Below are 23,335 nucleotides of genomic sequence, written 5' to 3'. Positions count from 1 at the left end.
GCCCTTCCCAGGAATGGGAGGGGCGCCGCCGCGCTTGGTATGATCGGGCTCACAGTCGGCCGGACAGGAGAGGTGTACGTTGAGCGCTCCCGCCCTGGTTCTCCGAGACGTCTCGAAGACCTACCCGAAGGCGGAGGCGCCCGCCTTGCGCAGCGTCTCCCTCTCCATCGCGCCGGGCGAGTGCCTCTGCCTTCTCGGCCCGAACGGGGCGGGAAAGACGACGTTGACCTCAATCGTCAGCTCACGAGTGAGGGCTACGGCGGGAACCGCTGAGGTCTCGGGCCTCGACGTCGCAGCCCAGCCGCATGCGGCCCGACGTCGTCTCTCTGTGGTTCCCCAGGCTGACACCCTGGACCGGGGGATCACCGTCGAGGAGAACCTCGTCTACCACGGGCGCTACTTCGGAATGGCTCGGCGCGAGGCGAGAGAGCACGCGGCGCGGGCTCTGGGAGTGCTCGGCATCGAGCACCTCGCCGGGCGCAAGACGGAAAGCCTGTCCGGCGGCCAAGTCCAGAAGGTCACCTGGGCCCGAGCCCTGGTCCACGATCCCGACCTGATCCTCCTCGATGAGCCCTCGACCGGACTGGACGTCCTGGCCCGGCGCCAGACGCACGAGCTTGCGCTGCTCATGAAGAGGCAGGGCAAGGCTGTTCTCCTGACGACCCATGACATGCACGAGGCGGCGCTTCTCGCGGACCGAATCGCGGTCATCGACGAAGGGCGGGTCCTCGCCCAGGGGCCGAAAGACGTCCTCATGCGGGAGTGCGGGCTTGGGGCGCAGATTGTTGAGATCTCCTGCTCTTCGGCGAGCCGCGCGGCGGAAGCCCTGCCCCATCTGACCCACTCGATGGCAGAGGTCCCGGGCGTGCTCCGCGTCTCCAGGCAGGGGGCGGCCCTGTTCGTGGGCTTGGACTCCGTGGAGGCCGGAGCGGCGCGAACGGTCATCGAAAGAGCTGCTGCCGCCGGAGTCGTCGACCTCGGAGCCGCTGCTCGCGAGCCCACCCTGGAGGACGTGTTCATGGCGCTGGTGGGGGAGCGATGAGGCGGCTCGCTGTCTTCACCGCGTTCGTCGAGCGCGACCTCCGCAAGGACCTCGCCTCGCTACCGGGGGTATTCGCCGAGCTGTTCCTCCAGCCGCTCCTCTTTCTCTTCGTCTTCGCCTTCGTCTTGCCGGCGGTGGGCGGTATCGACCGAAGCTACCTGTCGGTGCTCGTTCCCGGGCTGACCGTCATGACGGCGATGACGTCGGCAGTGACCGGCGTCTGCCTGCCGGTCCTCATTGAGCTGCACTACACGCGGGAGCTGGAAGACCGCCTGGCCGCACCCGTCCCCGCTGCGCTCGTGGCTGCGGCGAAGATGACGCGAGCCGTCATCCGCTCCTGTTTGGGAGCCCTCTGCTTCCTGCTGGTGGCCTGGCTGCTTGTGGGGCGCTCGCCGCTCGACTACGGCGCGGGCGTCTTCGGGGCGGCGTTCCTTGCGGCCGTCGTCGGCAGCGGCGTCGGGATGGTCCTGGCAGGGTTCGTCGATGTGAAGAACATCGATGCGATGGCCGCGGCGTCAGTCAGCATCGTGGGTTTCACGGGATGCGCTCAGTACACCTGGGCCTCGCTGCACGCTCTTCCGCTGTTCCAGTGGGCCACCCTGCTCAATCCGCTCACGTATGCGAGCGAGCTGGCTCGAGCTGGAGCGGTTTCCGCCCTGCATCCCGCCCTGTGTTCCGGGGTCCTCGTGATCGTGGCCGCCGCGACCTGGGTCCTCGGGATGAAGCGGTTCGGGAGGATCGTGTCTGCCTGATTCGGGAAGGCTTCTTCCCTGGGCAGGGCGCCGACCCTTGGAACGTGGCTGTGGTCATCGCGTGGTCTGCGGTGCTCTTCGCGCTGAGCCTGCGGGGAGTCGGCCGGAGGTCCTGAGCGGAGCCCTGGCGCACACCGCGGAAGACAGCGGAGGCCGGAACTCCATGGTGAGTCCCGGCCTCCGGCCGCTTCCGGCGCGCATGCGCCGCCGTTTACTCGGCTGCGTACCCGTTCGGGTTGTTCTTCTGCCAGCGCCAGTGGTCCGCGCACATCTGCTCGAGCGAGCGGTGGGCGGACCAGCCCAGATCCGCGAGGGCGGCGCTCGGGTCCGCGTAGGACGTGGCCGCGTCGCCCGGGCGCCGGTCCGTGAACTCGTGGGGGATCGGGAAGCCGGCCGCCTTGCCGAACGCCTCGATGACCTCGAGCACGGACGAGCCGTTGCCCGTGCCCAGGTTCCAGCGGAAGACGCCCTCGTGCTCGGCGATGTAGTCAAGGGCCGCGAGGTGTCCGTCCGCGAGGTCCACCACGTGGATGTAGTCGCGCACGCCCGTGCCGTCCGGCGTCGGGTAGTCGTTGCCGAAGACCATGACCTTCTCGCGCCGGCCCACGGCCACCTGCGCCACGAATGGGAGGAGGTTGTTCGGGACGCCCTTGGGATCCTCGCCGATCCGGCCCGACTCGTGGGCGCCCACCGGGTTGAAGTACCGCAGCAGGGCCACGGACCAGCGGGAGTCGCTCGCGCCGAGGTCCGCGAGGATGTCCTCGATCTGCTCCTTGGTGCGGCCGTACGGGTTGTCCGCGTCCAGCTCCATCTTCTCCACCATCGGCGCCACGGCGCGGTTGCCGTACACCGTGGCCGACGACGAGAAGACGATCCGCCGCACGCCCGCCTTGTCCATGGCGTAGAGCAGGTTGATGGTGCCCGCCACGTTGTTGGAGTAGTAGAAGAGGGGCTTCTCCACGGACTCGCCCACGGCCTTGAGCCCGGCGAAGTGGATGACCGCGTCAATCCCGCGGCCCTCGAACGCAGCGTCCAGCGCCGCGCGGTCCAGGAGGTCTCCCTCGATGAACTCGGACTCCCGGCCCGCGATCTCGTGCACGCGGTTGAGGGACTCCCGCGAGGAGTTCGCGAGGTTGTCGAAGACCACGACCTCGTGGCCTGCCTCGAGCAGCTGGAGAACAGTGTGCGAGCCGATGTAGCCGGCGCCGCCGGTCACGAGAATCTTCATGCCGTCAAGCCTACACAGCCGAAAACGCCCGTTCCGGGAAATCGGACGGGATCAGGATCCGGGGTGGAAGGAGACGCTCACCGTCGGAGAGCTGACGGCGTCGGCCGACTTCGCCTCGCTCCAGGTGCCGGAGGAACGCGTCCACGTCTGCCCGGCGAAGGTCACCGAGTCGATCCCGTACTCGTTCGCGTTGGCCACGGCCCAGTGGGCCACCGCCCAGCCGTGCTGCGTGTCCACGGAGTCCACGGACATCGAGTTGGCGCCCATAGTGCCCGTCAGGCCCAGGTCCTCCAAGAGGGCCGCCTGGGCCGCCTTCGGCTTGCCCGGGGCGGAGGCGTCGCGGAGACGGCAGGTCAGGTTCGCGTGGGTCTGGCCGCGGAACGCCGCGGCGAAGGCCCGCGCCTCCGGCTCGCGCTGCGCGTACGCGTCCGGCAGGGCCGAGCGCTGGACCTTCTGCGCCGCCTGCGTGATCGGGAGGGTCGTGTAACCGGACACTTTCTCCAGCGCCGAGTAGAAGGAGTTGATCGCGTAGGCGGGCTCCATGATCTGCTGCTCCGTGCCCCAGCCTTGGCTCGGACGCTGCTGGAACAGGCCGCGCGAGTCCGGTCCGGCGTCGTCCCCGTAGTCGAGGTTCTTGAGGCCGGACTCCTGCATCGCCGTCGCCGTCGCGATGGTGGCCGCACGGATGGGGAGCTCGCGCTTGAGGGAGATCGCGCCGATCTTCGCCGCGAAGTGCGCCTGATCCGCCGTGAGGGTGTAAGAGGAGCCGTTCGCGGAGGCCGTGCACTCCTCGCGGACCACAACGCTGCTCCACGGCTTGGCGATGAACGCCCAGAGGCCGACACCCGCCACGATGGCGAGCGTCACGAGGAGTGCGACGACGGTGGTGCGCCGGGAGCGCCGCAGGCCTGCCGCGGAGCTGCCCGCGCGGCGTCGTCGTTGAGGGCGCGGCTGGGGGAAGACGGTGCGCCGATCAGTTGGCATGGAGCTCCGAGTTGAGCTCGACGGTGCCGGAGACGCGCGTGCGGGCCTCGACGGCGCCGGTGACCGAATTGCGGAGGAAGAGGAGGTTGGGAACGCCGGAGAGCTCGAGGGCCTTGACCGTGCGCTCGCCGTCCGCGTCCTTGACGACCACCTTGGTGCCGGCCGTGACGTAGAGGCCGGCCTCAACCACCGAGTGGTCCCCGATGGAGATGCCGACGCCCGCATTGGCCCCGAGCAGCACGCCCTCGCCGATGACGATCTTCTCCGTGCCGCCGCCCGAGAGCGTGCCCATGATGGAGGCGCCGCCGCCGACGTCCGAGCCGTTGCCGACCACGACGGACGCGCTGATGCGGCCCTCGACCATCGAGGTGCCGAGCGTGCCGGCGTTGAAGTTGACGAAGCCCTCGTGCATGACGGTGGTGCCCTCGGCGAGGTGGGCGCCGAGGCGCACGCGGTCCGCCTCCGCGATGCGCACGCCGGACGGCACCACGTAGTCCACCATCCGCGGGAACTTGTCCACGCCGAAGACGGTCAGCTGGCCGCGGCGGCGCAGGCGCGCGCGGGTCGTCTCGAATCCGGCGACGGCGCACGGGCCCTCGCTCGTCCACACGACGTTGGCGAGCTTGCCGAAGACGCCGTCCAGGTTCATGGAGTTCGGCGCCATGAGGCGGTGGGAGAGGAGGTGGAGGCGCAGGTACGCGTCGGCGGTGTCCGCCGGAGCCTTGTCCGTCTCGATCTCGACCCGGACTACCTCGCCGCGCGTCTCGCGGTCCGCGTCCTCCGAGGCCAGCCCCTCGAGGGTGCGCCGCAGCTCAGGGCTGTCCTCCAGGGCCCCGAGACGGGGCTCCGGGAACCAGACGTCCAGGACGGTTCCCGAGGAGTGGACAGTTGCGAGGCCGAGTCCTGATGCGAGGGTCATGGGTTCAAGCTTAGCCAGGCGGGAGGGGCTGATTTCAGCCGCGGGACGGCCCGGACGGCGATTCTGAGACAGACAGTAGGCTTTTGCCATGACTGTCTCAGCGAACTCCCCCCGCGGCCCGCTTGACCTCTCCCAGGATGTGGCGCTTCTCACGCGAGATCTGGTCGACATCGAGTCCGTCTCCGACGGGGAGACCGCCCTCGCGGACGCCGTCTGGGAGGCCCTCTCCGCCCTCGAGGGGCTGCGGCTCGAGCGTGCCGGCGACTCGATCATCGCCCGCACGGAGCTCGGCCGCTCCGAGCGAGTCATGCTCGCCGGGCACCTCGACACCGTGCCCCTGCCGACGACGCCGGGCTCCCGCGGCACCGTCCCCGCCTCGCTCGAGGGGGAGACGCTTTACGGCCGCGGGACCACGGACATGAAGGGCGGCGTGGCGGTGCAGCTGGCCATCGCCCACCTCATCGGCACGGGCCGCCTCTCGCCGAGCCGGGACGTGACGTTCGTGTTCTACGACCACGAGGAGGTCTCCGCGGAGCTTTCCGGGTTCGGGCGGCTCGTTGAGCGGCACGGGGACCTGCTGGGGGCGGACTTCGGCGTCCTCCTGGAGCCGACCAACGGCGTGGTCGAGGGCGGCTGCAACGGCACCATCCGGCTCGAGGCGACGGAGACGGGCGTCGCGGCGCACTCAGCGCGAGCGTGGATGGGCGAGAACGCGATCCACAAGGGGCACGAGGTGCTCCGCCGCCTCGCCGAGCACGAGCCGCAGACCGTGACGGTCGAGGGTCTCGATTACCGGGAGAGCCTCAACGCCGTCCGCATCTCGGGCGGCACGGCGGGCAACGTCATCCCGGACGCGCTGACCATCGAGATCAACTACCGGTTCGCGCCGGACAAGACCCCCGAGCAGGCCGAGGCGTACGTGCGGAGCGTCCTTCCCGGAGCCACGCTGCGGGTCACGGACTCCGCCTCAGGTGCGCGGCCGGGCCTGAACCACCCCGCGGCGGCGTCCTTCGTCAAGGCCGTGGGCGGGGAGCCCAAGCCGAAGTACGGCTGGACGGACGTGGCCCGGCTCTCGGCGCTCGGCATCCCGGCCGTGAACTTCGGGCCGGGTGACGCCCTCCTCGCCCATACCGACGACGAGCACGTCTCCCTCAGCGCCGTCCGCACCTGCCTCGAGGCCCTGCAGACCTGGCTGGCCGAGCCGGAGGGGTGACCGGGGCGGCGCTGACCTGCGGCGTCGGCCTTGGGGCCCTTGCCCCCGCCGCGCCCTTCCGCACCCGCTTCTGCTCAGGTTGTGGCCGCCTACACCCGCTTCCGCGCACTCGTTCCGATTCACACCCGTTTTCGCGAGCCCGTTCCGATCCACACCCGTTTTTGCTCAAAATCATGCTCGTTTACGGGTGTATTCGTCAGATTGTGGGTGTGTTGGCGAAAACGGGTGTGGTGAGGATCCGCATTCAGGCCCGCGCTCACGTCCAGGGTCGCGTCGAACGTTCCCGTGGCTGCCCCGACCTGAGCGCTGCTGGCTGTTCTAGCTCAGCCTCGTCAGCCGCCCACCTGGCTCAAGATCCGGCCGGTTGCACCCGTTTTCGCTCGCTCACCCAAGTTCACACCCGTTTCTGCTCAAAAACCCGCGCGGAAACGGGTGTAAACGTCAAAAACCGGGTGTGTCGGCGGAAACGGGTGTGCCCCGAGCGAGGCGGCACCGTTTCGGCCAGCGGGGACGGAGCAGGGAGGGAGCGGGACGGAGCGGGGACGCGGACGGGACGGAGAGGACGCGGAAGGGGCGGGGGAGAAGGCAGGAGGGCGACGGCGGCCAGAGGCGTGAACCGTCGCTGCCGAGTCCATGGTCCCAGCTCCGCCGCACCCGAAAATGCCGAGACACCCGGAATCGCTCAGAAAACCGTTCGATTCCGGGTGTATCGGTTCATTTTCGGGTGTGGAACGGGGGGTGGCGAGCGGAAATGGGTGTGGAACGGGGCGGGCGAGGGGGAATGGGTGCGCCCGGCCGCAGCGGCAGCCCCCGGCCTACGCCACCGCGCCCGCGCCGGTGGAGGTGCCTGCCACGGCGGCCTGCGTGGAGGAGCCCCGCCCCGCGACCTTGCCGCCGCGGGCCATCCGGCGCTGCAGCCAGTACGCCACGGAGCTGAGCAGCAGGCAGAGCCCGATGTAGAGAACCGCAGAGATCATCGCCGCCGGGATGATGGGCGAGCCGTAGAGGACGTTCGAGCCGAGGTTCTTCGCGAGGAACAGGATCTCCTCGTACGTCACGATGAACCCGAGGGCCGTGTCCTTGAGGACCACCACGAGCTGCGCCACGATGACGGGCATCATGGCGCGGATCGCCTGCGGCATGAGGATGAGCTGCACGGTGCGGGAGCGGCTCAGCCCGATGGCGAGTCCCGCCTCCGTCTGGCCGCGGGGCAGGGACTCGACGCCGGCGCGGAAGACCTCGGCCAGCACGGACCCGTTGTACAGGGTCAGGCCGATGACCACCGACCAGAACGGCGTAAGCCACGGGAACAGGCGCTCATCGCCCGCGGTGACCGTCGCCAGGCCGTAGTAGAGCAGCATGATGAGCACGAGCAGCGGCACCGCACGGAACAGCTCGGTGACCCACCGGCAGACCGCGGAAAGCCACCGGACGTGGCTGAGGCGGCCGAGGGCCAGCACCATGCCGAACGCCAGCGACATGACTGAGGCGAGGGCGAACGCCTTGAGCGTGTTGAGCGTCGCCTCGAGGAACTGGATCTGCACCTTCTCGTAGGTGAAGAGGTTCCACTTGGTCGGCGAGAACTGCCCCGTGGCCGCGAAGCGCCACAGCACAAAGCCGACAAGTCCCACGACCACGGCCACGGAGACCACGGCCCAGACGCGGTGTCGGGCCCGGGCCTTGGGGCCGGGCTCGTCGAAGAGAACAGAAGCGCTCATCGGACAATCCTCCATTTGCGCTCGAGGGAGTGCTGCAGGGCGGTGAGTCCCAGAACGATCACCACGAAGATGAGGGCCACCCAGAGCAGCGTGAAGATGGCGTCCTCGCCGCGCTCGGACATGTAGGCGCGCACGGCGCCGAGGTCCAGCACGGAGAAGCCCGCCGCGATGGTCGTGTTCTTGAGGAGCGCGATGAACACGCTCATCATGGGCGGGATGACGGACCGGACGGCCTGCGGCATGATGACGAGCCGCAGCGTGTCCGTGAAGGACAGCCCGATGGCGCGCGCCGCCTCCGCCTGCCCCAGCGGGACGGTGTTGATGCCGGAGCGGATCGCCTCGCACACGTACGTGGCCGTGTAGACCGTGAGCGCCCCGATGGCCAGCGCGAGGTACGACGGCGGCGGCGACCCCTCCGGCGCGAGCTTGGGCACGCCGAACGCGAAGAAGAAGAACACGAGCGTCAGCGGCGTGTTGCGGATGAGGTTGACGTACAGCCAGCCGAAGGTGCGCATGACGGGCACCGGGGAGACCCGGAGTCCGGCCACGAGCGTGCCGAGGACGAGCGAGAGCGCCCCGGCGCTGAGGAACATGACGAGGGTGTTCCAGAGTCCCTGGCCGTAGACGTCCAGGTTGTCGGTCAGAGTGCGGATGAAGTCCACGAGTCAGTCGCTTTCTCGAGGGAGGGGGAGCGGCGGCCCTGAGGCCGGGATCATGGCCCCGGCCCGCCGCTCGGAGCGGGCCGTGCGGGCTCAGTAGCTCTCGACCTTCGGCTGCTCGGCCTTCTCGCCGGACTTTCCGAGCGAGCCGTCGTAGAGCTTCTTCCAGATGTCGCCGCCCTTGGTCAGCATGGCGTTGATGTGGTCGCGGAGGGCCTTGTCCCCCTTCTTGATGCCGATGCCGTACTTCTCGGTGGTGAACGGCTCGCCGGCCACCTTGAGGGCGTCCGGCTCCGCAGCCGCGTAGCCGAGCAGAATGGCCTGGTCGGTGGTCACCGCGTCCACGAGCTTGCTTTTCAGGGCGTCCACGCACTGGGAGTAGGTCTCGAACTCCTTGGTCTGCGTGCCGGGGTAGTTGTCGCGGATGTTCTGGATCGGCGTCGAGCCCGTGGCCGAGCAGACCGTCTTGCCCTTCAGGTCCTTGTCCGAGTTGATGGAGCCGTCGTCCTTGCGCACGAGCAGCGACTGCCCGGTGGTGAAGTACGGTCCTGCGAAGTCCACCTTCTTCTTGCGCTTGTCCGTGATCGAATAGGTGCCCACGTAGTAGTCGACGTCGCCGTTGGCGATGGCCGCCTCGCGGTTCGCGGACGGGATGGTCTTGTACTCGATCTTGTCCGCCGGGACGCCGAGGTCTGCGGCGATCCACCGGGCGATCTCGATGTCGAAGCCGGAGTACGTGTCCGTCGCCGGGTCCTTGTAGCCGAGGTTCGGCTGGTCCTGCTTGACTCCGACGACGACCTTGCCGCTCTTCTTGATCTTCTCGAAGGTGGGCGAGCCCGGGACCGAGGCGTTCGAGGCGACCTTGTACGGGGCCGCGTCCCCGGTGCCGGAGCCCGAGGCGCTCGGGTCTCCGGACTTGCCGCAGCCGGTCAGGGCGAGGGCCGCGATCGCGAGCGTCGCCGCGATGGCCTTGGGTGCTTTCATGATGAGTCCTTTCGGAGGGCCGGAGTGGAGAGGGCCGAGGAGTGAGGTCAGTGGAGGATCTTGCCGAGGAAGTCCCGGGCGCGGTCCGAGCGGGGGCTGGAGAAGAACTCCTCCGGGGGCGCCTGCTCCACGATCTGGCCGTCCGCCATGAACACCACTCGATCCGCGGCCCGGCGGGCGAAGCCCATCTCGTGGGTCACCACGATCATCGTCATGCCCTGCTTCGCGAGTCCGGCCATCGTGTCGAGGACCTCGTTGATCATCTCGGGATCCAGCGCGCTCGTGGGCTCGTCGAAGAGCATGACCTCCGGGTCCATGGCGAGCGCCCGGGCGATGGCCACGCGCTGCTGCTGTCCGCCGGAGAGCTGCGCGGGCAGCTTGGGGGCCTGCTTCTCCACGCCCACCCGCTCGAGGAGCTCCATGGCGCGCTTCTCCGCGTCCGCCTTGGAGACCCCGTTGACGCGCATCGGGCCGAGCGTGACGTTCTCGAGGATGGTCTTGTGCGGGAACAGGTTGAAGGACTGGAAGACCATGCCCACCTTGGCCCGCAGCCGCGCGAGCTCGGGGCCCTCGGCGGGCAGCGGCTGGCCCTCGATGGTGATCTCGCCGTCGTCGATGGTCTCGAGGCGGTTGACGGTGCGGCAGAGGGTCGACTTGCCCGAGCCGGACGGCCCGATGACGACGACGACCTCGCCGCGCGCCACGTCCAGGCTGATGTCCTGGAGCACGTGGAGGGATCCGTAGTGCTTGTTGACCCGCTTGAGGGAGACGAGCGGCTCCTCCGAGCGGCCGTCCTCCGAGTTCGCCGGACGCGTGTGATGTGATGCCATGCACAGAAATCTAGCGCATTCTGTGTCATTTCGGTGCCCCCATGCGTTTTCCCTTCGCGTGCTGCGGCAAGCCGATAGCCTGGTGGCATGACTCCACCTGAGAACGTCGAGCGCGCCCGCCGGGAGCGCGGCGCCGAGCGCTACCGGGGCCCGATCCGCCTCAAGGGCAGCCTGTCCCAGGCCCCGATGGCGGACGAGAACCTCTTCCGCACGCCGAGCGACGGCGGCTCCTTCGTCCACACGGATCCGTGGCGCGTCCTGCGCATCCAGGGCGAGTTCGTCGAGGGCTTCGGAGCGCTCGCGGAGCTCGGCCCGGCCATCGCGGTCTTCGGCTCGGCGCGGCTCGGACCGGACACGGAGGCGTACCGGCAGGCCGAGGAGGTCGGCCGGCTCATCGGCGAGTCGGGGCACGCCGTCATCACGGGCGGCGGACCGGGCATCATGGAGGCCGCCAACAAGGGGGCGCGCGCCGCGGGGGCCATCTCGGTGGGGCTCGGGATCGAGCTGCCCTTCGAGACGGGGCTCAACGAGTGGGTGGACCTCGGCATGAACTTCCGCTACTTCTTCACGCGGAAGACGATGTTCCTCAAGTATTCGCAGGCGTTCGTCATCCTCCCCGGCGGCGTGGGCACCCTGGACGAGCTCTTCGAGACCATCACCCTCATCCAGACCGAGAAGGTCAAGGCCCCGCCCGTGGTCCTCGTGGGGCGCGACTACTGGCAGCCGCTGCTCGACTGGATCTCCACGACGCTCGTCTCCGAGGGCACCATCTCGCCCAAGGACCTCGACCTCTTCCGCCTCGTGGACACTCCCGAGGAGGCGGTGGACGCCGTCCTCAGCCGCCTGCCCCGCGTGGACCCCGCGCCGGCGCGCCCTGACGCGGCGGCCGGCGGCACCGACGCCTCCCTGAGCGGACTCCCGGACGAGGGCGAGGCCTGATGGCCGTCTACGTGCTCATCGCGGTGGCCGCGCTCGCCGCGCTCGTCGCCGTGGACGCCCGCCGTCCCCGGGGCGAGAGGGCCTTCAGCGGCGAGGCGCTCGCGGAGGACGCCCGGCTCCCGGACTCGGTCGAGGAGCGGGCCGAGGCGGCCCGGGCCCGGGACGGGTTCGACGTCGTCCTGCGCGGCTACCGCATGGACCAGGTGGACCGGCGCATCGCGCGCCTCGAGGCGGAGAACGCGGAGCTCGAGCGCGCCCTCGAGGACGCTCGCTCTGCGCACGGCGAGACCGGCTCCCACCGGGTCCCGCCCGCGTGAGCCGGGCCGCCTTCTCCCGCTGGCCCTGGCCGCTGGCCGTCCTCTGCGTCTTCCTCGCCTCGCGCGCCGTCTCCACGGCCGTGCTGCTCGGCGTCGCGGCCACGCAGCCGGCGAGCCCCTGGGGAGCCGCACATCCCGGTTACCTGGACTTCCTCGGCTTCTGGGACTCGGAGTGGTACCGCAGGGTGTTCGAGCACGGCTATCCCGACGTCGTTCCCCGCACGGGCACCGGCGCCGCCCGGGAGAACACGTGGGCGTTCCTGCCCCTCTTCCCGATGCTCGTCCGCGCCGTCTCGCCGTTCTTCGGCGGCCAGTGGATGCCGACGGCGGCCGTGCTCGCCCCGGTCTGCGGGCTCTTCGCGGCGGCCGCGCTGTACCTGCTCTTCCGCCCGCTGCTCGGCCACGGCCGGGCGCTCTGGGCCATGGCGCTCGTGCTCTTCTCCCCGCTCGGCGCGCTCTTCCAGGTCCCCTATGCGGAGCCTCTGCACCTCGGGCTCGTGGCGCTCACCCTGCTCTGCCTGGGGCAGCGCCGGTTCGCGGCGGCCATTCCGCTCATCGTCCTCTCGGCGCTTGCGAGGCCGACGGCGGCGCCGCTCGCGCTCACGGTGCTCGTCCTCTGCGGCTACTGGATGACGGGGGAGCGGAAGCGGGGGCTCGCGCCGGGGGACGTCGTCGCGCTGCTCGGATGCGCCGTCGCCGCGCTCATCGCGGGCGTCGCGTGGCCCGTCATCGCCTGGATCCGCACGGGGGAGCCGAGCGCCTACACGGACACCGAGACGGTGTGGAGGGGCGGCTCGCTCGACCTCTTCTCGCCGTGGCTCGACCGGGCCGAGGCGATGTTCGGCCCCGGGCCCCTGGCCTGGGCCGCCCTCGGGCTCGTCGTTCTGCTCTTCGCCGCGCTGCTCGTCTCGAGGCCGCTGCGCGCCGCCGGTGTGACGCTCTGGAGCTGGTGCTTCGCCTACGTGCTCTACCTGGCGGCTGTCTTCGATCCGCAGACCTCCACGTTCCGCCTGCTCCTGCCCCTGTTCCCCGTGGCCGCGGTCATGGCCGCCGGGTTCCGCAGCGGCGGACTGACGGCCCTCGAGCTGACCGGTCCCGGTGCGGTCAAGGGCCGTTCGAGGCGCAGGCCTGCGCAGACTCCGGGCGCCCGGAAGGCCGAGCTCTGGGCATGGCTCGCCCTCGGCGTCGTCCTCCAGCTGGCCTGGGTCGCGTGGCTCTGGCGGTGGACACCGCTCCCCGGCGGCGGCGATTATCCGCCCTAACACAAGTGTGCGGATTTTAGACTGTGTGACTGATTTCTCAATCAACAAAGTTTGGGAGAGAATAGATAGCGGACTAATTCATCCTCATGCCACCGGATCACGGCGTCTCGGCGCCGGCAGGACCGGGCTGCCACTCGCGAAAGGGACCAACACATGGCCGCTATGAAGCCTCGCACCGGGGACGGCCCCATGGAGCTCGCCAAGGAGGGGCGCGGCATCATCTTCCGCCTCCCGATCGACGGAGGCGGACGCCTCGTCGTCGAGCTTAACCAGGACGAGGTCGACGAGCTCGAGTCGGTCATCTCCGGCTTCCAGTCCTCTCGCTGACCGGCCGCCGCATCCCCCGCGGCGACGGGCCCCGAGACACCGTGCTCGGTGCAGACAGAGCGGCGCCCCCGGCTGATCAGCCGGGGGCGCCGCTCTGTCTGCTGGGTGTTCCTGTGAGGCCCTAGCCGCGCTTCTTCGCGGCGAGGAGGAGGCCCTCGCTGAGCGGGGAGAGGCTCGTGACGAAGTCCTCCCGCTCGGAGAGGAAGCGGGCCGCGTTGCGAGCGCTGACCGTGCTGGCGCCCCGGCTCGTCGGCTGCTGGACGCGGTCTCCGTCCAGCGCGTTGTTCACGGCGATCACGCCGCCGGGCCGCAGGAGGCGGGCGCTCATCTCGACGTACTCGTCCGTGCTCTCCGGATCCGCGTCGATGAAGACGAGGTCGTAGGCGCCCGTGGTCAGGCGGGGGAGCACGTCCTGCCCGCGGCCGGCGATGGACCGGATGCGGGAGAGAGGGACGCGCGCCTCGGCGAAGGTCTCGCGGGCGGCGCGCAGGTGCTCGACGTCGGGGTCGATCGTCGTGAGCGCCGCGTTGGGGCCGAGGCCCCGGAGCATCGCGAGGGAGGACAGGCCCACCCCGGTTCCGACCTCGACGACGTGGGTCGGGGCCATGGCGGTGGTGAGCACGGTGAGCGCGGTGGCGACGGAGGAGGAGACGGAGTCGATGCCGAGCTCGAAAGCGCGCTCGCGCGCGGCGAGCATGGTCTCGTCGTCTGAGTGGAAGCCCTCGGCGTAGGACCAGGCGCTGCGCTTGTCGGCTGGCATGGACACCTTTCTCTGGTGGGGCGGCGGGAACTCCTCATTCTTTCATGAGCCGGAGGGCTCCCCGCTAGACTGGGAGGGTGTTTTTCGGAATCAATGGGCTCGAGGGAGCCGCCCTGCTCCTGCTCGCCGTGCTGCTGTTCGGCGATCGCATGCCCGAGTACTCGCGCACCCTGGCGCAGTGGGTGCGTGATCTCCGCCGGATGAGCGAGGACGCCAAGCAGCGCCTCAAGGAAGAGGTCCCGGAAGTCCAGGACATCGACTGGCGCCGCATGGACCCCCGCCAGTATGACCCGCGCCGGATCATCAAGGAAGCCCTCACCGAGGAGCTGTCCTTCGACGAGCCCGCTGAGAAGAGCGAGGGCAGCCACCTCGCGCAGTCTCCCTCGCCCGCCTTCGCCGCGGCCCCGGCCCCGGCGCGCCCGTTCCGACGTCTCGAGCCCGGCGTTCCCGCGCCGTTCGACTCCGAGGCCACCTGAGCAGTCTGACCTGACCGCCCCTGTCGGCGTTCCGCCCGGCCAGAGCTCGGCCCGGCCGGAGCCCGCCCCGGCAGGCTGATTCGGGCGGCTGAAGCGCGCGTCCTATCGAGCCGGAGAGACGCCGAGCGGCTTTCCCTGAAGCCCGCGCGGCCGGGCCGCGAGACGTTCGGCGAGGCCGGTGAACGCGTCGTCGTGCCCGTGGCGCTGGGGGAGGTCCCGGACCCCGTCCCTCAGGGGGATCTGCGCGAGGAGGGGCACCCCGGACGGCTGGGACTCGGAGAGGCGGGCCGTGAGGCGGTCCGCCAGCATCTGGCCGCCGCCCTCGCCGAACGGCGTGAGCCGCTGCCCGCCGGCCTCGATCCAGGACATGTTCTCCACGACGCCGAGGACCTCGTGGCCCGTCTGCGCGGCGAGAGCGCCCGCCCGCTCCGCGACGGCGGAGGCGTCCGCCTGCGGCGTCGTGACCACGAGCATGGAGGAGGAGGGCAGGAGCTGCGAGACGGTGATGGCCACGTCTCCGGTGCCCGGGGGCAGGTCGAGGAGGAGGATGTCGAGGTCCCCGAACCACGTGTCTCGGAGGAACTGCTCCACGGCCCGGTGCAGCATGGGCCCCCGCCACGAGACCGGCTGGTCGGAGCCGACGAACATGCCGATGCTCATGACGGGAACGTCCGCCACGCGGGGCGGCATCATGAGCTCGCCCACCTTAGTGGGGCCCTCGGAGACGCCCATGAGCGGCGGGATGGAGAAGCCGTGGATGTCCGCGTCCACCACGCCCACGCTCAGCCCGCGCGCCGCGAGGGCGAAGGCGAGATTGGCGGTGACGGTGGACTTGCCCACCCCGCCCTTGCCGGAGGCGACGGTGATGACGCGCGTCAGCGAGTCCGGCTCGGCGAACGGGATCCGGCGCTCCGGTCCCTTGACCTCGCGGGTGAGGGCGTCCCGCTCCTCAGGGGTCATGACGGTGAGCTCGACCTCGGCGGAGGACACCTCGCGCTCCGCCGCCTCGCGGACCGCCTCGGTGAGATGGGACTTCTTGGGGCAGCCGGCGATCGTGAGCTTGAGGACGATGCGAGCCGAGGCCCCGTCCTCCCGCACCTCCACGGCCTCGATCATGCCGAGGCTGACGAGGTCGCGGCGCAGCTCCGGGTCCAGGACACCGGCAAGCTGCCGCCGGATCGCGGAGGCCGTCTCCTCAGACGAGCGAGTCACGGCGTCTCCTGGGCGTCCTCGTCCTCGCGGTCCCGGTCCTCGAGGATCTCCTGGAGGAGGTCGCGGAGCTCGGAGCGGACGAAGTCTCGCGTGGCCACGTCCCGCATCGCGATGCGCAGGCTCGCGACCTCGCGGGTGAGGTACTCGGTGTCCGCGAGGTTGCGGTCGGCCTGGCGGCGGTCCTCGTCCAAGGCCACGCGGTCCCGGTCATCCTGGCGGTTCTGCGCCAAGAGGAGCAGGGGAGCCGCGTAAGACGCCTGGAGGGAGAGCATGAGAGTGAGGAGCGTGAAGTTCTGGGAGCGGGGGTCGAACTGCTGGGACTCCGGCATGAGGGTGTTCCAGCACAGCCAGACCGCACAGAAGACCGTCATCCACATGAGGAACGCCGGGGTGCCCATGAAGCGGGCGAAGCTCTCCGTCATGTTGCCGAAGGCGTCCGGGTCCGGGCGGAACTGCTCGAAGATGCGGCGCCGGTGGAACGGGGTGGAGAGCTCCGAGCGCCCGCTCGGCGTGAGCTCCTTCTTGACGGGGTCCTTCTTCGAGGACTCCTTCTTGGTCTTGAGGGCATCGCTCATGCGGTCCACTCCTCATCGGTGTGCTCGCGCCAGTCCTCGGGGAGGAGGTGGTCGAGGAGGTCGTCGATGGTCACCAGGCCCACGAGGCGGGACTGGTCGTTGACCACGGGCACGGCGGTCAGGTTGTAGGTGGCCAGGATGCGCGCCACCTCGGACAGGGGGGCCATGTCGGAGATCGGCTCCAGGGTGGAGTCCACGAGGTTGCCGAGCTGCTCCGGGGGAGCGGAGCGCAGCAGCTGCTGGATGTGGACCACGCCGATGTACCGCCCCGTGGGGGTCTCCAGGGGCGGGCGCACCACGCAGATGAGCGAGGCGAGCGCGGGGGTCAGCTCCTCCTTGCGCACCATGGCGAGCGCCTCCGCCACCGTGGCCTCGGGGGCGACGACGACGGGCAGCGGCGTCATGATGGAGCCCGCCGTGCCTTCCTCGTAGGAGAGGAGGCGCCGGACGTCTTTGGCGTCCTCCGGCTCCATGAGCCCGAGCAGGGCCTCCTTCTGCTCGTCCGGCAGCTCGTTGAGGAGGTCGGCCGCGTCGTCGGGATCCATCTCCTCGAGGACGTGCGCGGCGCGCTCGGCGTCGAAGGACGTGAGGATCTCCACCTGGTGGTCGTCCGGGAGCTCCTGGAGGACGTCCGCGAGCCGCTCGTCCTGGAGCTCGGCGGCCACCTCGAGGCGGCGCTTCTCCGTCATGTCGTGCATCGCCTCGGCGAAGTCGGCCGCCTTGAGGTCCTCGTGCGCGGCGAGGAACTGCGTGGCGCCCTGGGGCTCCACGCTCGAGCCCTGGAGGGCGTCCGCCCAGTCCACGATGAGCCGCTCGCCGCGGCGCAGGGACAGGCGGGAGCCCCGGACCTGGCGCCGCACGTAGAGCTCCACCGCGGACCAGTCGCCCGAGCGGGAGGCCTCGATGCCGACGTCCTCGACCGTGGCGTCCCCCGAGCCGTCTCGGAGGGTGACGCGGCGGTCGAACAGGTCCGCGACGACGAGCTGCTCCGCGCCGCGCTGCTCGAAGCGGCGCATGTTGATGAGGCCGGAGGTGATGATCTGGGACGCGTCGATCGCGTTGACGCGGGTCATCGGAACGAAGACCCTCTTCTTCCCGGGCACCTCGATGACCAGGCCCACCACGGCCGGCGGTCTGTTCTGACTTCGGTTGACGACGACGACGTCACGGAGGCGCCCGATGCGGTCGCCGTGGGGGTCGAAGACGTCGAGGCCGAGGAGCCGCGCGACGAAGATGGTGGTTCCTGGGGTAGTCACGCCTTAAGACTAGTACGCGGGCGGCAAAGCCCTTCCAGCGTCCCTCGGCTGCGTCCAGGGAAGGGTGGCACGATGGAGGGCATGAGCCACCCCATCTCGCCGCAGCCGGGTCCCAGCCGCCCGGGAGCCTCCTCCGTGAAGCCCTCCGCCCCGCCCGTCCAGGGCGCCGTGCTCGGCTCCTTCTCCGAGTACGAGGGAGCGCAGCGGCTCGTGGACCGCTTGGCGGACGCCGAGTTCGAGGTGCAGAAGATCACGATCATCGGCAAGGACCTCGTCAACGTGGAGCGCGTGGTCCAGCGCCTCTCCTACCCGAAGGTGGCGCTCTCCGCGGCCATGACGGGCATGACCATGGGCCTGCTCATCGGCATCGGGTTCGCCCTCTTCCTCCCGGACCACAGCTGGATGCACGTGCTGCCCATGATGGTCATCGGCGCCTGCCTCTGGGTCATCATGAACGTCATCGGGTATGCGCGGCAGCGGGGCAAGCGGGACTTCGTCTCGCAGAGCCAGATCGTGGCGAGCTCCTATGACGTGGTCTGCGAGCCGGACGCGGCGGCGTCGGCACGGGCGCTGCTCGCCCGCGGCCCGCAGGGCCCTGGCACTCCGCAGAGCACCGACGCGCCGCAGGAGCGGAGCGGCCCGGGAGCGCCGCAGGGTCCTGACACGCGGAAGGGGCCCCCGCCGAGCGAGGGCCCCTTCGACGAGCGCTCCTTCTAGCCGCGCCGCGCGGCCTGACCTCACGGGACAGCCGGGCGGCCCGTCCTAGCCGCGCTGGCCCGCCTCGCCGAGCTTGGACTGGATCCAGGACTCGACGTCGTCGGCCGTGCGCGGAAGCGCAGCCGAGAGGCTGACCGGGCCCTCGGCGGTCATGAGGATGTCGTCCTCGATGCGCACGCCGATCCCGCGGTACTCCTCGGGGACCGAGAGGTCGTCCTTCTTGAAGTAGAGGCCGGGCTCGATCGTGAAGCACATGCCCTCCTCGAGCTCCGCGTCGAGGTAGAGCTCCCGCTTGGCCTGGGCGCAGTCGTGGACGTCGAGGCCGAGGTGGTGGCTCGTGCCGTGCGGCATCCAGCGGCGGTGCTGCTGGCCCTCGGGGGAGAGGGCCTCCTCGAGGCTGACCGGCAGCACGCCCCAGGCGTCGAGGTTCTTCGCGAGGACCTCGACGGCGGTCGCGTGGAGGTCCGCGAACTTGGCCCCGGGCTTCTTGGCCGCCTCGAACGCCGCGTCCGCCGCCTCGAGCACGGCCTCGTACACCTTCCGCTGGACGGGGGAGAACGAGCCGGAGACCGGAACCGTGCGCGTCACGTCCGCGGTGTAGAGCGAGTCCACCTCGACGCCGGCGTCCATGAGGAGCAGCTCGCCCTCGTTGACGCGGCCGTTGTTGCGGATCCAGTGCAGCGTGGTGGCGTTGTTGCCCGAGGCCGAGATCGTGTCGTAGCCGAGGTCGTTGCCCTCCTCGCGGGCGTTCGCGAAGAAGGCCCCCTCGAGGACGCGCTCGCCGCGCTGGTGGGCGACGGCGCGGGCGAGCTCACCCATTGCGCGGTCGAAGCCCTTGAGCGTGGCGTCCACGGCCTTGCGCATCTCGCCGGCCTCCCACTCGTCCTTGCGCAGGCGCAGCTCGGAGCAGGCCGCGGCGAGCTCGGCGTCGAGGGCGTCCGAGGCCTCGAGCGCCACGCCGGTGTTGATGCGGGAGGTGTCCACGAGCGCGTCGCAGTTGAGGTCCACCTCGCGGACCAGGCGGATGCGGGTCCCGCCGATCTCGACGGCGCCGGCGTCCTTGGTCACCGCGACCTCGAGGCCGGAGGCGTCCGCCGTCGAGATCCCGTGGCTGGCCGAGATCTCGTCGAGGCCCGCGCGCTCGCCGATCCAGAAGGAGCCGTAGCGGGCGTTCGAGTAGAACTCCTCCGAGTCCCGGCCGGCGAGCGGGCGGAAGTAGAGGGTGGCGTGGTGGTTGCCGCCGTCGTCGCCCTCGCCCTCGTCGGTCGGCTCGAAGACGAGCACCGCGTCCGGCTCGTGGTCGAGGCCGAGGCCCGTGAGGTGTGCGAAGGCGGAGTGGGCGCGGAAGCGGTAGTCCGTGTCGTTCGAGCGGACCTTGAGCGGGCCGGCGGGGATGACGAGGCGCTCGCCCGGGAACTTCAGGGAGAGGGCCTTCCGGCGGCGGGCGGCGTGGTCCGCCACAGCGTCCCGCTCCGGCAGCTCGGCGGGCTCGGCGCCCCACTGGCTCGACATGAAGGCCTTGAAGCTCTCGCTCGAGGGGCGCTGGGAGCGGTTGTCGCCGCGCTCCTCGAGCGGCTGCCCGCCCGGCTGCTCGCCGGGGGCCGGGGTGTCCATGGAGCCCCGGGGGGTCTCGTCCTGCGGCTGCTCTGTCGACATGCGAATCCTCTCGTCGTCTGTGGCATCGGTCCTCTCGGCGGCCCGCGGGCCGCCCGCAGGTCACGATTCGGTTGCCTTAAGACAACTCCCTGGCGTCGCACGCGATTTCATCCGTGTTCCGCCCCTACCGTGGAGTAAAGCGAATGCACACGCGCGAGTCGGGGCGGCCCGGCATTCGGACCGTCGGCCTCGCGCACACCGATCCGAAGATTCCGAGGAGAACCGTTCTTGTCCACCGTACCCCGGTTCCGGCGGCTGCAGGCCCGGCCCGACGATGCCCGCGCGGAGCAGAGGCACGCCGAACACGGTCCGGCTGAGCCGAGGCGGACGTCGCTGGGGCGGAGGTTCATCGTCCTCGACGTGCTGCGCGCTGCGGCCGTGCTGCTCGTCATCGTCTACCACCTGCTGCCCGGGTCCCTCCCGGCGGGGTACCTCGGCGTGGACCTGTTCTTCGTGCTCTCCGGGTTCCTCATCACCCGCGGCCTCGTGGGCCGCGCCAGCGCCCAGCGGCTCGAGGCCCGCGAGGGCACGCGGGTCTCGGCGCGGCGGTTCCTCGGCGACTTCTACGTGAAGAGGCTGCGGCGGCTCTTCCCGGCGTTCGCGCTCATGCTGGTCACGGTCTGCTCGCTCTCCCTGGCGGCGCCGCCTGACGTGCGGGTGCATCTCGGACGCCAGGTCCTGGGAGCGCTCACGTCGACGGCGAACTGGGTGCAGCTGGCCGCCGGGTCCTCCTACTTCGACGCCGGAACGCCGCAGCTGCTCAAGCACATGTGGTCGCTGGCCGTCGAGGAGCAGTTCTACCTCGTCTGGCCTGCCGTGGTCCTTCTCGCGGTCGCGGGGGCCGCCCGGCTGGCCCGGCCCGGCGTGCGTCTGCGGACGCGGCTCGCGACCGGTTCGCTCGCGGCAGCCGTCGCCTCGGCGGCGGGCATGGCCGTGGTGTATGCGGCGACCGGCGACACGAACCAGGCCTATCTCAACTCCCTCACCCACGCGAGCGGACTGCTCCTCGGGGCCTATGTGGCGTGCATGCCGATCATCACGAGGACCTCGCCGGTAAGGCGCGCCCTCGCGTTCGCCGGCGCGATCTGCGTGGCGGTGCTCTGCCTCATCCTCCTGCCCGACACCTCGGCCGCGAGCCAGTACGGCGGCATCTTCGCGTTCAGCCTCGCGGTGGCGGTCCTCGTGAGGATCGGAACGACGGGCGCGCTCGGCGGAGCGTCCGCGCATCAGGCGTGGTTCGTGCCGGTCCGCTGGGTGGCGGACCGCTCCTACGCCCTCTACCTGTGGCACTGGCCGCTCATGGTTCTGGCGACGGCGTGGATTCCGGACCCCAACGGCGGCGCAGTCGAGCCCGGCATCCTGTGGGGGCGAGCCGCCCTCGCGGGCATTCCTGCGTTCGTCCTCGCGGAGGTCTCCTATCGGCTCGTCGAGGCGCCGGTGCTCGCCCGCGGCTTCCGAGGAGCGTGGGCTCGGCTCGGCTCGGCTGTCCGTCCACAGGGCCGGGCGTGGGCGCGTCCGCGGGGCTGGGCGTGGGCGCGTCCGCAGGGCCGGGCGTGGGCGCGTCCCGTCGCGGCCGGTGCGGCCCTCCTTCTGGCCGGGGCGACGGCGTTCGCGGCTTTCACCGCCCCTGCGAAGACGCAGGAACAGGCCAGCCTGGAGGCGCTGCAGTCCAAGGCCCAGCGCGGCTCGAATCAGGAGGGCAGCGGTCCGCAGGGGCACGGGCCGGCGGTCCGGCCGGGTGCCGGCGACCACGTGGCCGACACGGCCGATGCCTCGGGAATCGACTCCTCGCAGGTGACGTTCATCGGCGACTCCGTCACGGTGGCGGCCTCGGACACCATCGCGAAGGCGTACCCGAAGTCCCGGATCGAGGCGAGTGTGGGACAGCAGATGTGGACGGCCGCGGACCGCATCTCACGGCTCCGAGAGCAGGGGCGGCTCGGCAGCACCGTTGTGGTCGCCCTCGGCACGAACGGGACGTTCACGGACCGCAACCTCGAGAAGACGGTGGAGGCGGGTGGCCCCGAGACCCGCTTCGTGTTCGTGACGGCCTATGGGCAGAAGGAGTGGATCCCGGACGCGAACGCGCGCCTGCGGGCCTACGCCAAGGCGCACCCGAAGAAGGCTGCGATCGCCGACTGGGAGAAGGCGGCGCCCCAGGCCCACGACATGGCAGCGGACGGAGTCCACCCCGGCCCGCAGGGGGACCGGATCTGGGTCCGCACCGTGACGCGGGCGATCAAGGACGTCAATCGGACGGACTGACTCGGGCGTGGCTGCGGGCCTGCTCCCGCCTGCTTTCCCCCTGGGCCTGCACCCCTCGGGGCTGTCCCGGGGCCGACCCGGGGCTGACCCGGGGCCGGCCACTGACGAGGGCCTGACGGGGGCCAAGGCTAGGATCGGGACCATGGCCATCGATCTCCACACGCACTCCGCGCATTCCGACGGAACCCAGACGCCCGACGAGCTGCTGGCCGAGGCGGCGGAGTGCGGGATCGAGGTCCTCGCGCTCACGGACCACGACACGTTCGCCGGCTGGGACGAGGCCCTCGAGGCTGGACGGCGGCACGGCGTGCGGGTCATCCGCGGCGTAGAGGTCTCCTGCCGGACTGACGACGGCATCAGCGTCCACCTGCTCGGATACCTGCCGGATCCCGGGCACGAGGGTCTGAGCACTGCGCTGCACGAGGCCCGGAACGCCCGCGACGTCCGGGCCCGGCGCATGGTCGACCTCCTTGCCGCGGACTTCCCGCTGACCTGGGCCGACGTCGAGGGCGTGGCCGGCCGGGGTGCCGCGATCGGGCGGCCGCACATCGCAGACGCGCTCATCAAGCGGGGCGTGGTGGCCACGCGGGAGGAGGCGTTCGAAGGCCTCCTCGCCGGGTCTTCCCCGTACTTCGTGCCCCACCCGGCTCCGGCCCCTGAAGAGGCCGTGCGCCTCGTCCGCGCCGCGGGCGGCGTGCCGGTCTTCGCGCACCCCAGGGCCCGCGCTCGGGGGAGAGTGGTCGGCGTGGAGGTCATGGATGCGATGACCGAGGCGGGACTGGCCGGGCTCGAGGTGGACCACCGGGACAATCCCGAGGCCGAGCGCGGCTGGCTGCGGGACTACGCCGCGGAGCACGGGCTGCTGGTCACGGGCTCCTCGGACTTCCACGGTCGCGGCAAGCCCAATCGCCTGGGCGAGCACACGACGACGCCCGAGATGCTCGAACGTCTCCTCGCCGAGGTCCGCAGCGGATTGGATTAGGCGGGCGGTGCTTCGGCCGTGACGTCCTCGGGGCCCCGGCCCCCTCGGAGCCGCCCCGTCTCGCTGGCGGCCTCGCTGGTAAGGAGCGCAGTCCCCCCCCCCCCCCCCCCCGGGGCGAGGGAACGTAGTTTCCTTTTGTACTTGTGTCAATTGCGTACCAAAATTGGTACGGATTTGACAGGGGGTCAAAAAGGAACCAGGGTCCCGCAGCCGGACAGCCGGACAGCCGGACAGCCGGACAGCCGGACAGCCGGACAGCCGG

The 23,335-nt window shown here is 70.6% G+C and carries 23 protein-coding genes; 11 read left to right on the top strand and 12 right to left on the bottom strand.

Translation table 11 applies throughout. The features are described 5' to 3' along the window. The first annotated feature begins 79 nt into the window (after positions 1 to 79). Both H9I38_RS05175 and H9I38_RS05170 read left to right on the top strand, forming a co-directional pair. Positions 80 to 1,042, top strand: a complete 963-nt coding sequence (locus tag H9I38_RS05175) for an ATP-binding cassette domain-containing protein (protein ID WP_226337696.1) — start codon at positions 80 to 82, stop codon at positions 1,040 to 1,042. Then, on the top strand, positions 1,039 to 1,794 hold the full coding sequence (locus tag H9I38_RS05170) for an ABC transporter permease (RefSeq protein WP_226337695.1): 756 nt from the start codon (positions 1,039 to 1,041) through the stop codon (positions 1,792 to 1,794). The genes H9I38_RS05175 and H9I38_RS05170 overlap by 4 nt, the downstream gene beginning before the upstream one ends. Positions 1,795 to 2,005: 211 nt before the next feature. On the opposite strand, the gene galE is transcribed toward H9I38_RS05170, so the two are convergent. The 3 genes from galE to dapD are packed head-to-tail and all read right to left on the bottom strand — an operon-like array spanning position 2,006 to position 4,925. Then, on the bottom strand, positions 2,006 to 3,022 hold the full coding sequence (galE, locus tag H9I38_RS05165; protein ID WP_226337694.1) for a UDP-glucose 4-epimerase GalE: 1,017 nt from the start codon (positions 3,020 to 3,022) through the stop codon (positions 2,006 to 2,008). A 51-nt stretch (positions 3,023 to 3,073) separates the two neighbouring features. Further along, positions 3,074 to 4,006, bottom strand: a complete 933-nt coding sequence (locus H9I38_RS05160) for a hypothetical protein (RefSeq protein WP_226337693.1) — start codon at positions 4,004 to 4,006, stop codon at positions 3,074 to 3,076. Further along, entirely contained in the window at positions 3,996 to 4,925 is a 930-nt protein-coding gene (dapD, locus tag H9I38_RS05155) for a 2,3,4,5-tetrahydropyridine-2,6-dicarboxylate N-succinyltransferase (RefSeq protein ID WP_226337692.1), read from the bottom strand. The genes H9I38_RS05160 and dapD overlap by 11 nt, the downstream gene beginning before the upstream one ends. An 88-nt stretch (positions 4,926 to 5,013) precedes the next feature. Between dapD and dapE the strand changes: the two genes are divergently transcribed. After that, positions 5,014 to 6,138, top strand: coding sequence for a succinyl-diaminopimelate desuccinylase (dapE, locus tag H9I38_RS05150; protein WP_226337691.1), 1,125 nt, complete (start codon positions 5,014 to 5,016; stop codon positions 6,136 to 6,138). An 815-nt stretch (positions 6,139 to 6,953) separates the two neighbouring features. On the opposite strand, the gene H9I38_RS05145 is transcribed toward dapE, so the two are convergent. The 4 genes from H9I38_RS05145 to H9I38_RS05130 form a co-directional block, all read right to left on the bottom strand. Beyond that, positions 6,954 to 7,856, bottom strand: a complete 903-nt coding sequence (locus H9I38_RS05145; RefSeq protein WP_226337690.1) for an amino acid ABC transporter permease — start codon at positions 7,854 to 7,856, stop codon at positions 6,954 to 6,956. Continuing rightward, complete coding sequence (locus H9I38_RS05140; RefSeq protein ID WP_226337936.1) at positions 7,853 to 8,509, bottom strand: amino acid ABC transporter permease; 657 nt, start codon at positions 8,507 to 8,509, stop codon at positions 7,853 to 7,855. The genes H9I38_RS05145 and H9I38_RS05140 overlap by 4 nt, the downstream gene beginning before the upstream one ends. A 99-nt stretch (positions 8,510 to 8,608) precedes the next feature. Then, positions 8,609 to 9,499 (bottom strand): glutamate ABC transporter substrate-binding protein, encoded by an 891-nt coding sequence (locus H9I38_RS05135; protein ID WP_226337689.1) that lies wholly within the window; start codon positions 9,497 to 9,499, stop codon positions 8,609 to 8,611. A 47-nt stretch (positions 9,500 to 9,546) separates the two neighbouring features. Continuing rightward, entirely contained in the window at positions 9,547 to 10,329 is a 783-nt protein-coding gene (locus H9I38_RS05130; RefSeq protein ID WP_226337688.1) for an amino acid ABC transporter ATP-binding protein, read from the bottom strand. Between the two features lie 87 nt (positions 10,330 to 10,416). Here H9I38_RS05130 and H9I38_RS05125 point away from each other — a divergent pair, with 87 nt between their 5' ends. From H9I38_RS05125 to H9I38_RS05110, 4 genes are all read left to right on the top strand, one after another. After that, positions 10,417 to 11,268, top strand: a complete 852-nt coding sequence (locus tag H9I38_RS05125) for a TIGR00730 family Rossman fold protein (protein ID WP_226337687.1) — start codon at positions 10,417 to 10,419, stop codon at positions 11,266 to 11,268. After that, positions 11,268 to 11,585, top strand: a complete 318-nt coding sequence (locus H9I38_RS05120) for a hypothetical protein (RefSeq protein WP_226337686.1) — start codon at positions 11,268 to 11,270, stop codon at positions 11,583 to 11,585. Before H9I38_RS05125 ends, H9I38_RS05120 begins: the two co-directional genes overlap by 1 nt. Beyond that, positions 11,582 to 12,847 carry a hypothetical protein gene (locus H9I38_RS05115; protein ID WP_226337685.1) on the top strand — a complete coding sequence of 422 codons (1,266 nt, stop codon included), beginning with the start codon at positions 11,582 to 11,584 and terminating at the stop codon, positions 12,845 to 12,847. Before H9I38_RS05120 ends, H9I38_RS05115 begins: the two co-directional genes overlap by 4 nt. A gap of 153 nt (positions 12,848 to 13,000) precedes the next feature. Continuing rightward, positions 13,001 to 13,174: a DUF3117 domain-containing protein gene (locus tag H9I38_RS05110; RefSeq protein WP_226337684.1), complete on the top strand. Its 174-nt coding sequence runs from the start codon at positions 13,001 to 13,003 to the stop codon at positions 13,172 to 13,174. Positions 13,175 to 13,295: 121 nt separating this feature from the next. On the opposite strand, the gene H9I38_RS05105 is transcribed toward H9I38_RS05110, so the two are convergent. Beyond that, positions 13,296 to 13,934: an O-methyltransferase gene (locus tag H9I38_RS05105; RefSeq protein ID WP_226337683.1), complete on the bottom strand. Its 639-nt coding sequence runs from the start codon at positions 13,932 to 13,934 to the stop codon at positions 13,296 to 13,298. A gap of 77 nt (positions 13,935 to 14,011) precedes the next feature. Between H9I38_RS05105 and H9I38_RS05100 the strand changes: the two genes are divergently transcribed. Beyond that, positions 14,012 to 14,410: a Sec-independent protein translocase TatB gene (locus tag H9I38_RS05100; RefSeq protein ID WP_226337682.1), complete on the top strand. Its 399-nt coding sequence runs from the start codon at positions 14,012 to 14,014 to the stop codon at positions 14,408 to 14,410. A 102-nt stretch (positions 14,411 to 14,512) separates the two neighbouring features. On the opposite strand, the gene H9I38_RS05095 is transcribed toward H9I38_RS05100, so the two are convergent. The 3 genes from H9I38_RS05095 to H9I38_RS05085 are packed head-to-tail and all read right to left on the bottom strand — an operon-like array spanning position 14,513 to position 17,453. Beyond that, positions 14,513 to 15,622, bottom strand: coding sequence for a P-loop NTPase (locus H9I38_RS05095; RefSeq protein ID WP_226337681.1), 1,110 nt, complete (start codon positions 15,620 to 15,622; stop codon positions 14,513 to 14,515). Further along, positions 15,619 to 16,197 (bottom strand): DUF1003 domain-containing protein, encoded by a 579-nt coding sequence (locus tag H9I38_RS05090; protein WP_226337680.1) that lies wholly within the window; start codon positions 16,195 to 16,197, stop codon positions 15,619 to 15,621. The genes H9I38_RS05095 and H9I38_RS05090 overlap by 4 nt, the downstream gene beginning before the upstream one ends. Continuing rightward, positions 16,194 to 17,453: a magnesium transporter MgtE N-terminal domain-containing protein gene (locus H9I38_RS05085; RefSeq protein ID WP_226337679.1), complete on the bottom strand. Its 1,260-nt coding sequence runs from the start codon at positions 17,451 to 17,453 to the stop codon at positions 16,194 to 16,196. The genes H9I38_RS05090 and H9I38_RS05085 overlap by 4 nt, the downstream gene beginning before the upstream one ends. Before the next feature lie 81 nt (positions 17,454 to 17,534). Between H9I38_RS05085 and H9I38_RS05080 the strand changes: the two genes are divergently transcribed. Further along, positions 17,535 to 18,170: a general stress protein gene (locus H9I38_RS05080; protein ID WP_226337678.1), complete on the top strand. Its 636-nt coding sequence runs from the start codon at positions 17,535 to 17,537 to the stop codon at positions 18,168 to 18,170. 45 nt (positions 18,171 to 18,215) lie between these two features. Here H9I38_RS05080 and H9I38_RS05075 read toward each other — a convergent pair whose 3' ends face one another. Continuing rightward, positions 18,216 to 19,784: an aminopeptidase P family protein gene (locus tag H9I38_RS05075; protein WP_226337935.1), complete on the bottom strand. Its 1,569-nt coding sequence runs from the start codon at positions 19,782 to 19,784 to the stop codon at positions 18,216 to 18,218. Between the two features lie 270 nt (positions 19,785 to 20,054). On the opposite strand from H9I38_RS05075, the gene H9I38_RS05070 reads away from it, so the two are divergent. Together H9I38_RS05070 and H9I38_RS05065 are read left to right on the top strand one after the other, a co-directional pair. Then, on the top strand, positions 20,055 to 22,091 hold the full coding sequence (locus H9I38_RS05070; protein ID WP_226337677.1) for an acyltransferase family protein: 2,037 nt from the start codon (positions 20,055 to 20,057) through the stop codon (positions 22,089 to 22,091). Between the two features lie 142 nt (positions 22,092 to 22,233). After that, positions 22,234 to 23,073 carry a PHP domain-containing protein gene (locus H9I38_RS05065; protein WP_226337676.1) on the top strand — a complete coding sequence of 280 codons (840 nt, stop codon included), beginning with the start codon at positions 22,234 to 22,236 and terminating at the stop codon, positions 23,071 to 23,073. Positions 23,074 to 23,335: the final 262 nt, after the last annotated feature.

Origin of the sequence: Arthrobacter sp. UM1, assembly GCF_020483305.1 — a bacterium.
In the GTDB taxonomy this organism is placed as follows: Bacteria; Actinomycetota; Actinomycetes; order Actinomycetales; family Micrococcaceae; genus Falsarthrobacter.
Note: the sequence above shows the minus strand (reverse complement) of the source record. Positions and strands in the feature narration are given on the sequence as shown.

Coding starts and splice junctions, on each gene's coding strand:
- H9I38_RS05170 (WP_226337695.1), top strand. CDS start 1,039: ATGAGGCGGCTCGCTGTCTTCACCGCGTTCGTCGAGCGCGACCTCCGC.
- galE (WP_226337694.1), bottom strand. CDS start 3,022: ATGAAGATTCTCGTGACCGGCGGCGCCGGCTACATCGGCTCGCACACT.
- H9I38_RS05160 (WP_226337693.1), bottom strand. CDS start 4,006: ATGCCAACTGATCGGCGCACCGTCTTCCCCCAGCCGCGCCCTCAACGA.
- dapD (WP_226337692.1), bottom strand. CDS start 4,925: ATGACCCTCGCATCAGGACTCGGCCTCGCAACTGTCCACTCCTCGGGA.
- dapE (WP_226337691.1), top strand. CDS start 5,014: ATGACTGTCTCAGCGAACTCCCCCCGCGGCCCGCTTGACCTCTCCCAG.
- H9I38_RS05145 (WP_226337690.1), bottom strand. CDS start 7,856: ATGAGCGCTTCTGTTCTCTTCGACGAGCCCGGCCCCAAGGCCCGGGCC.
- H9I38_RS05135 (WP_226337689.1), bottom strand. CDS start 9,499: ATGAAAGCACCCAAGGCCATCGCGGCGACGCTCGCGATCGCGGCCCTC.
- H9I38_RS05130 (WP_226337688.1), bottom strand. CDS start 10,329: ATGGCATCACATCACACGCGTCCGGCGAACTCGGAGGACGGCCGCTCG.
- H9I38_RS05125 (WP_226337687.1), top strand. CDS start 10,417: ATGACTCCACCTGAGAACGTCGAGCGCGCCCGCCGGGAGCGCGGCGCC.
- H9I38_RS05120 (WP_226337686.1), top strand. CDS start 11,268: ATGGCCGTCTACGTGCTCATCGCGGTGGCCGCGCTCGCCGCGCTCGTC.
- H9I38_RS05110 (WP_226337684.1), top strand. CDS start 13,001: ATGGCCGCTATGAAGCCTCGCACCGGGGACGGCCCCATGGAGCTCGCC.
- H9I38_RS05105 (WP_226337683.1), bottom strand. CDS start 13,934: ATGCCAGCCGACAAGCGCAGCGCCTGGTCCTACGCCGAGGGCTTCCAC.
- H9I38_RS05090 (WP_226337680.1), bottom strand. CDS start 16,197: ATGAGCGATGCCCTCAAGACCAAGAAGGAGTCCTCGAAGAAGGACCCC.
- H9I38_RS05080 (WP_226337678.1), top strand. CDS start 17,535: ATGAGCCACCCCATCTCGCCGCAGCCGGGTCCCAGCCGCCCGGGAGCC.
- H9I38_RS05075 (WP_226337935.1), bottom strand. CDS start 19,784: ATGGACACCCCGGCCCCCGGCGAGCAGCCGGGCGGGCAGCCGCTCGAG.
- H9I38_RS05065 (WP_226337676.1), top strand. CDS start 22,234: ATGGCCATCGATCTCCACACGCACTCCGCGCATTCCGACGGAACCCAG.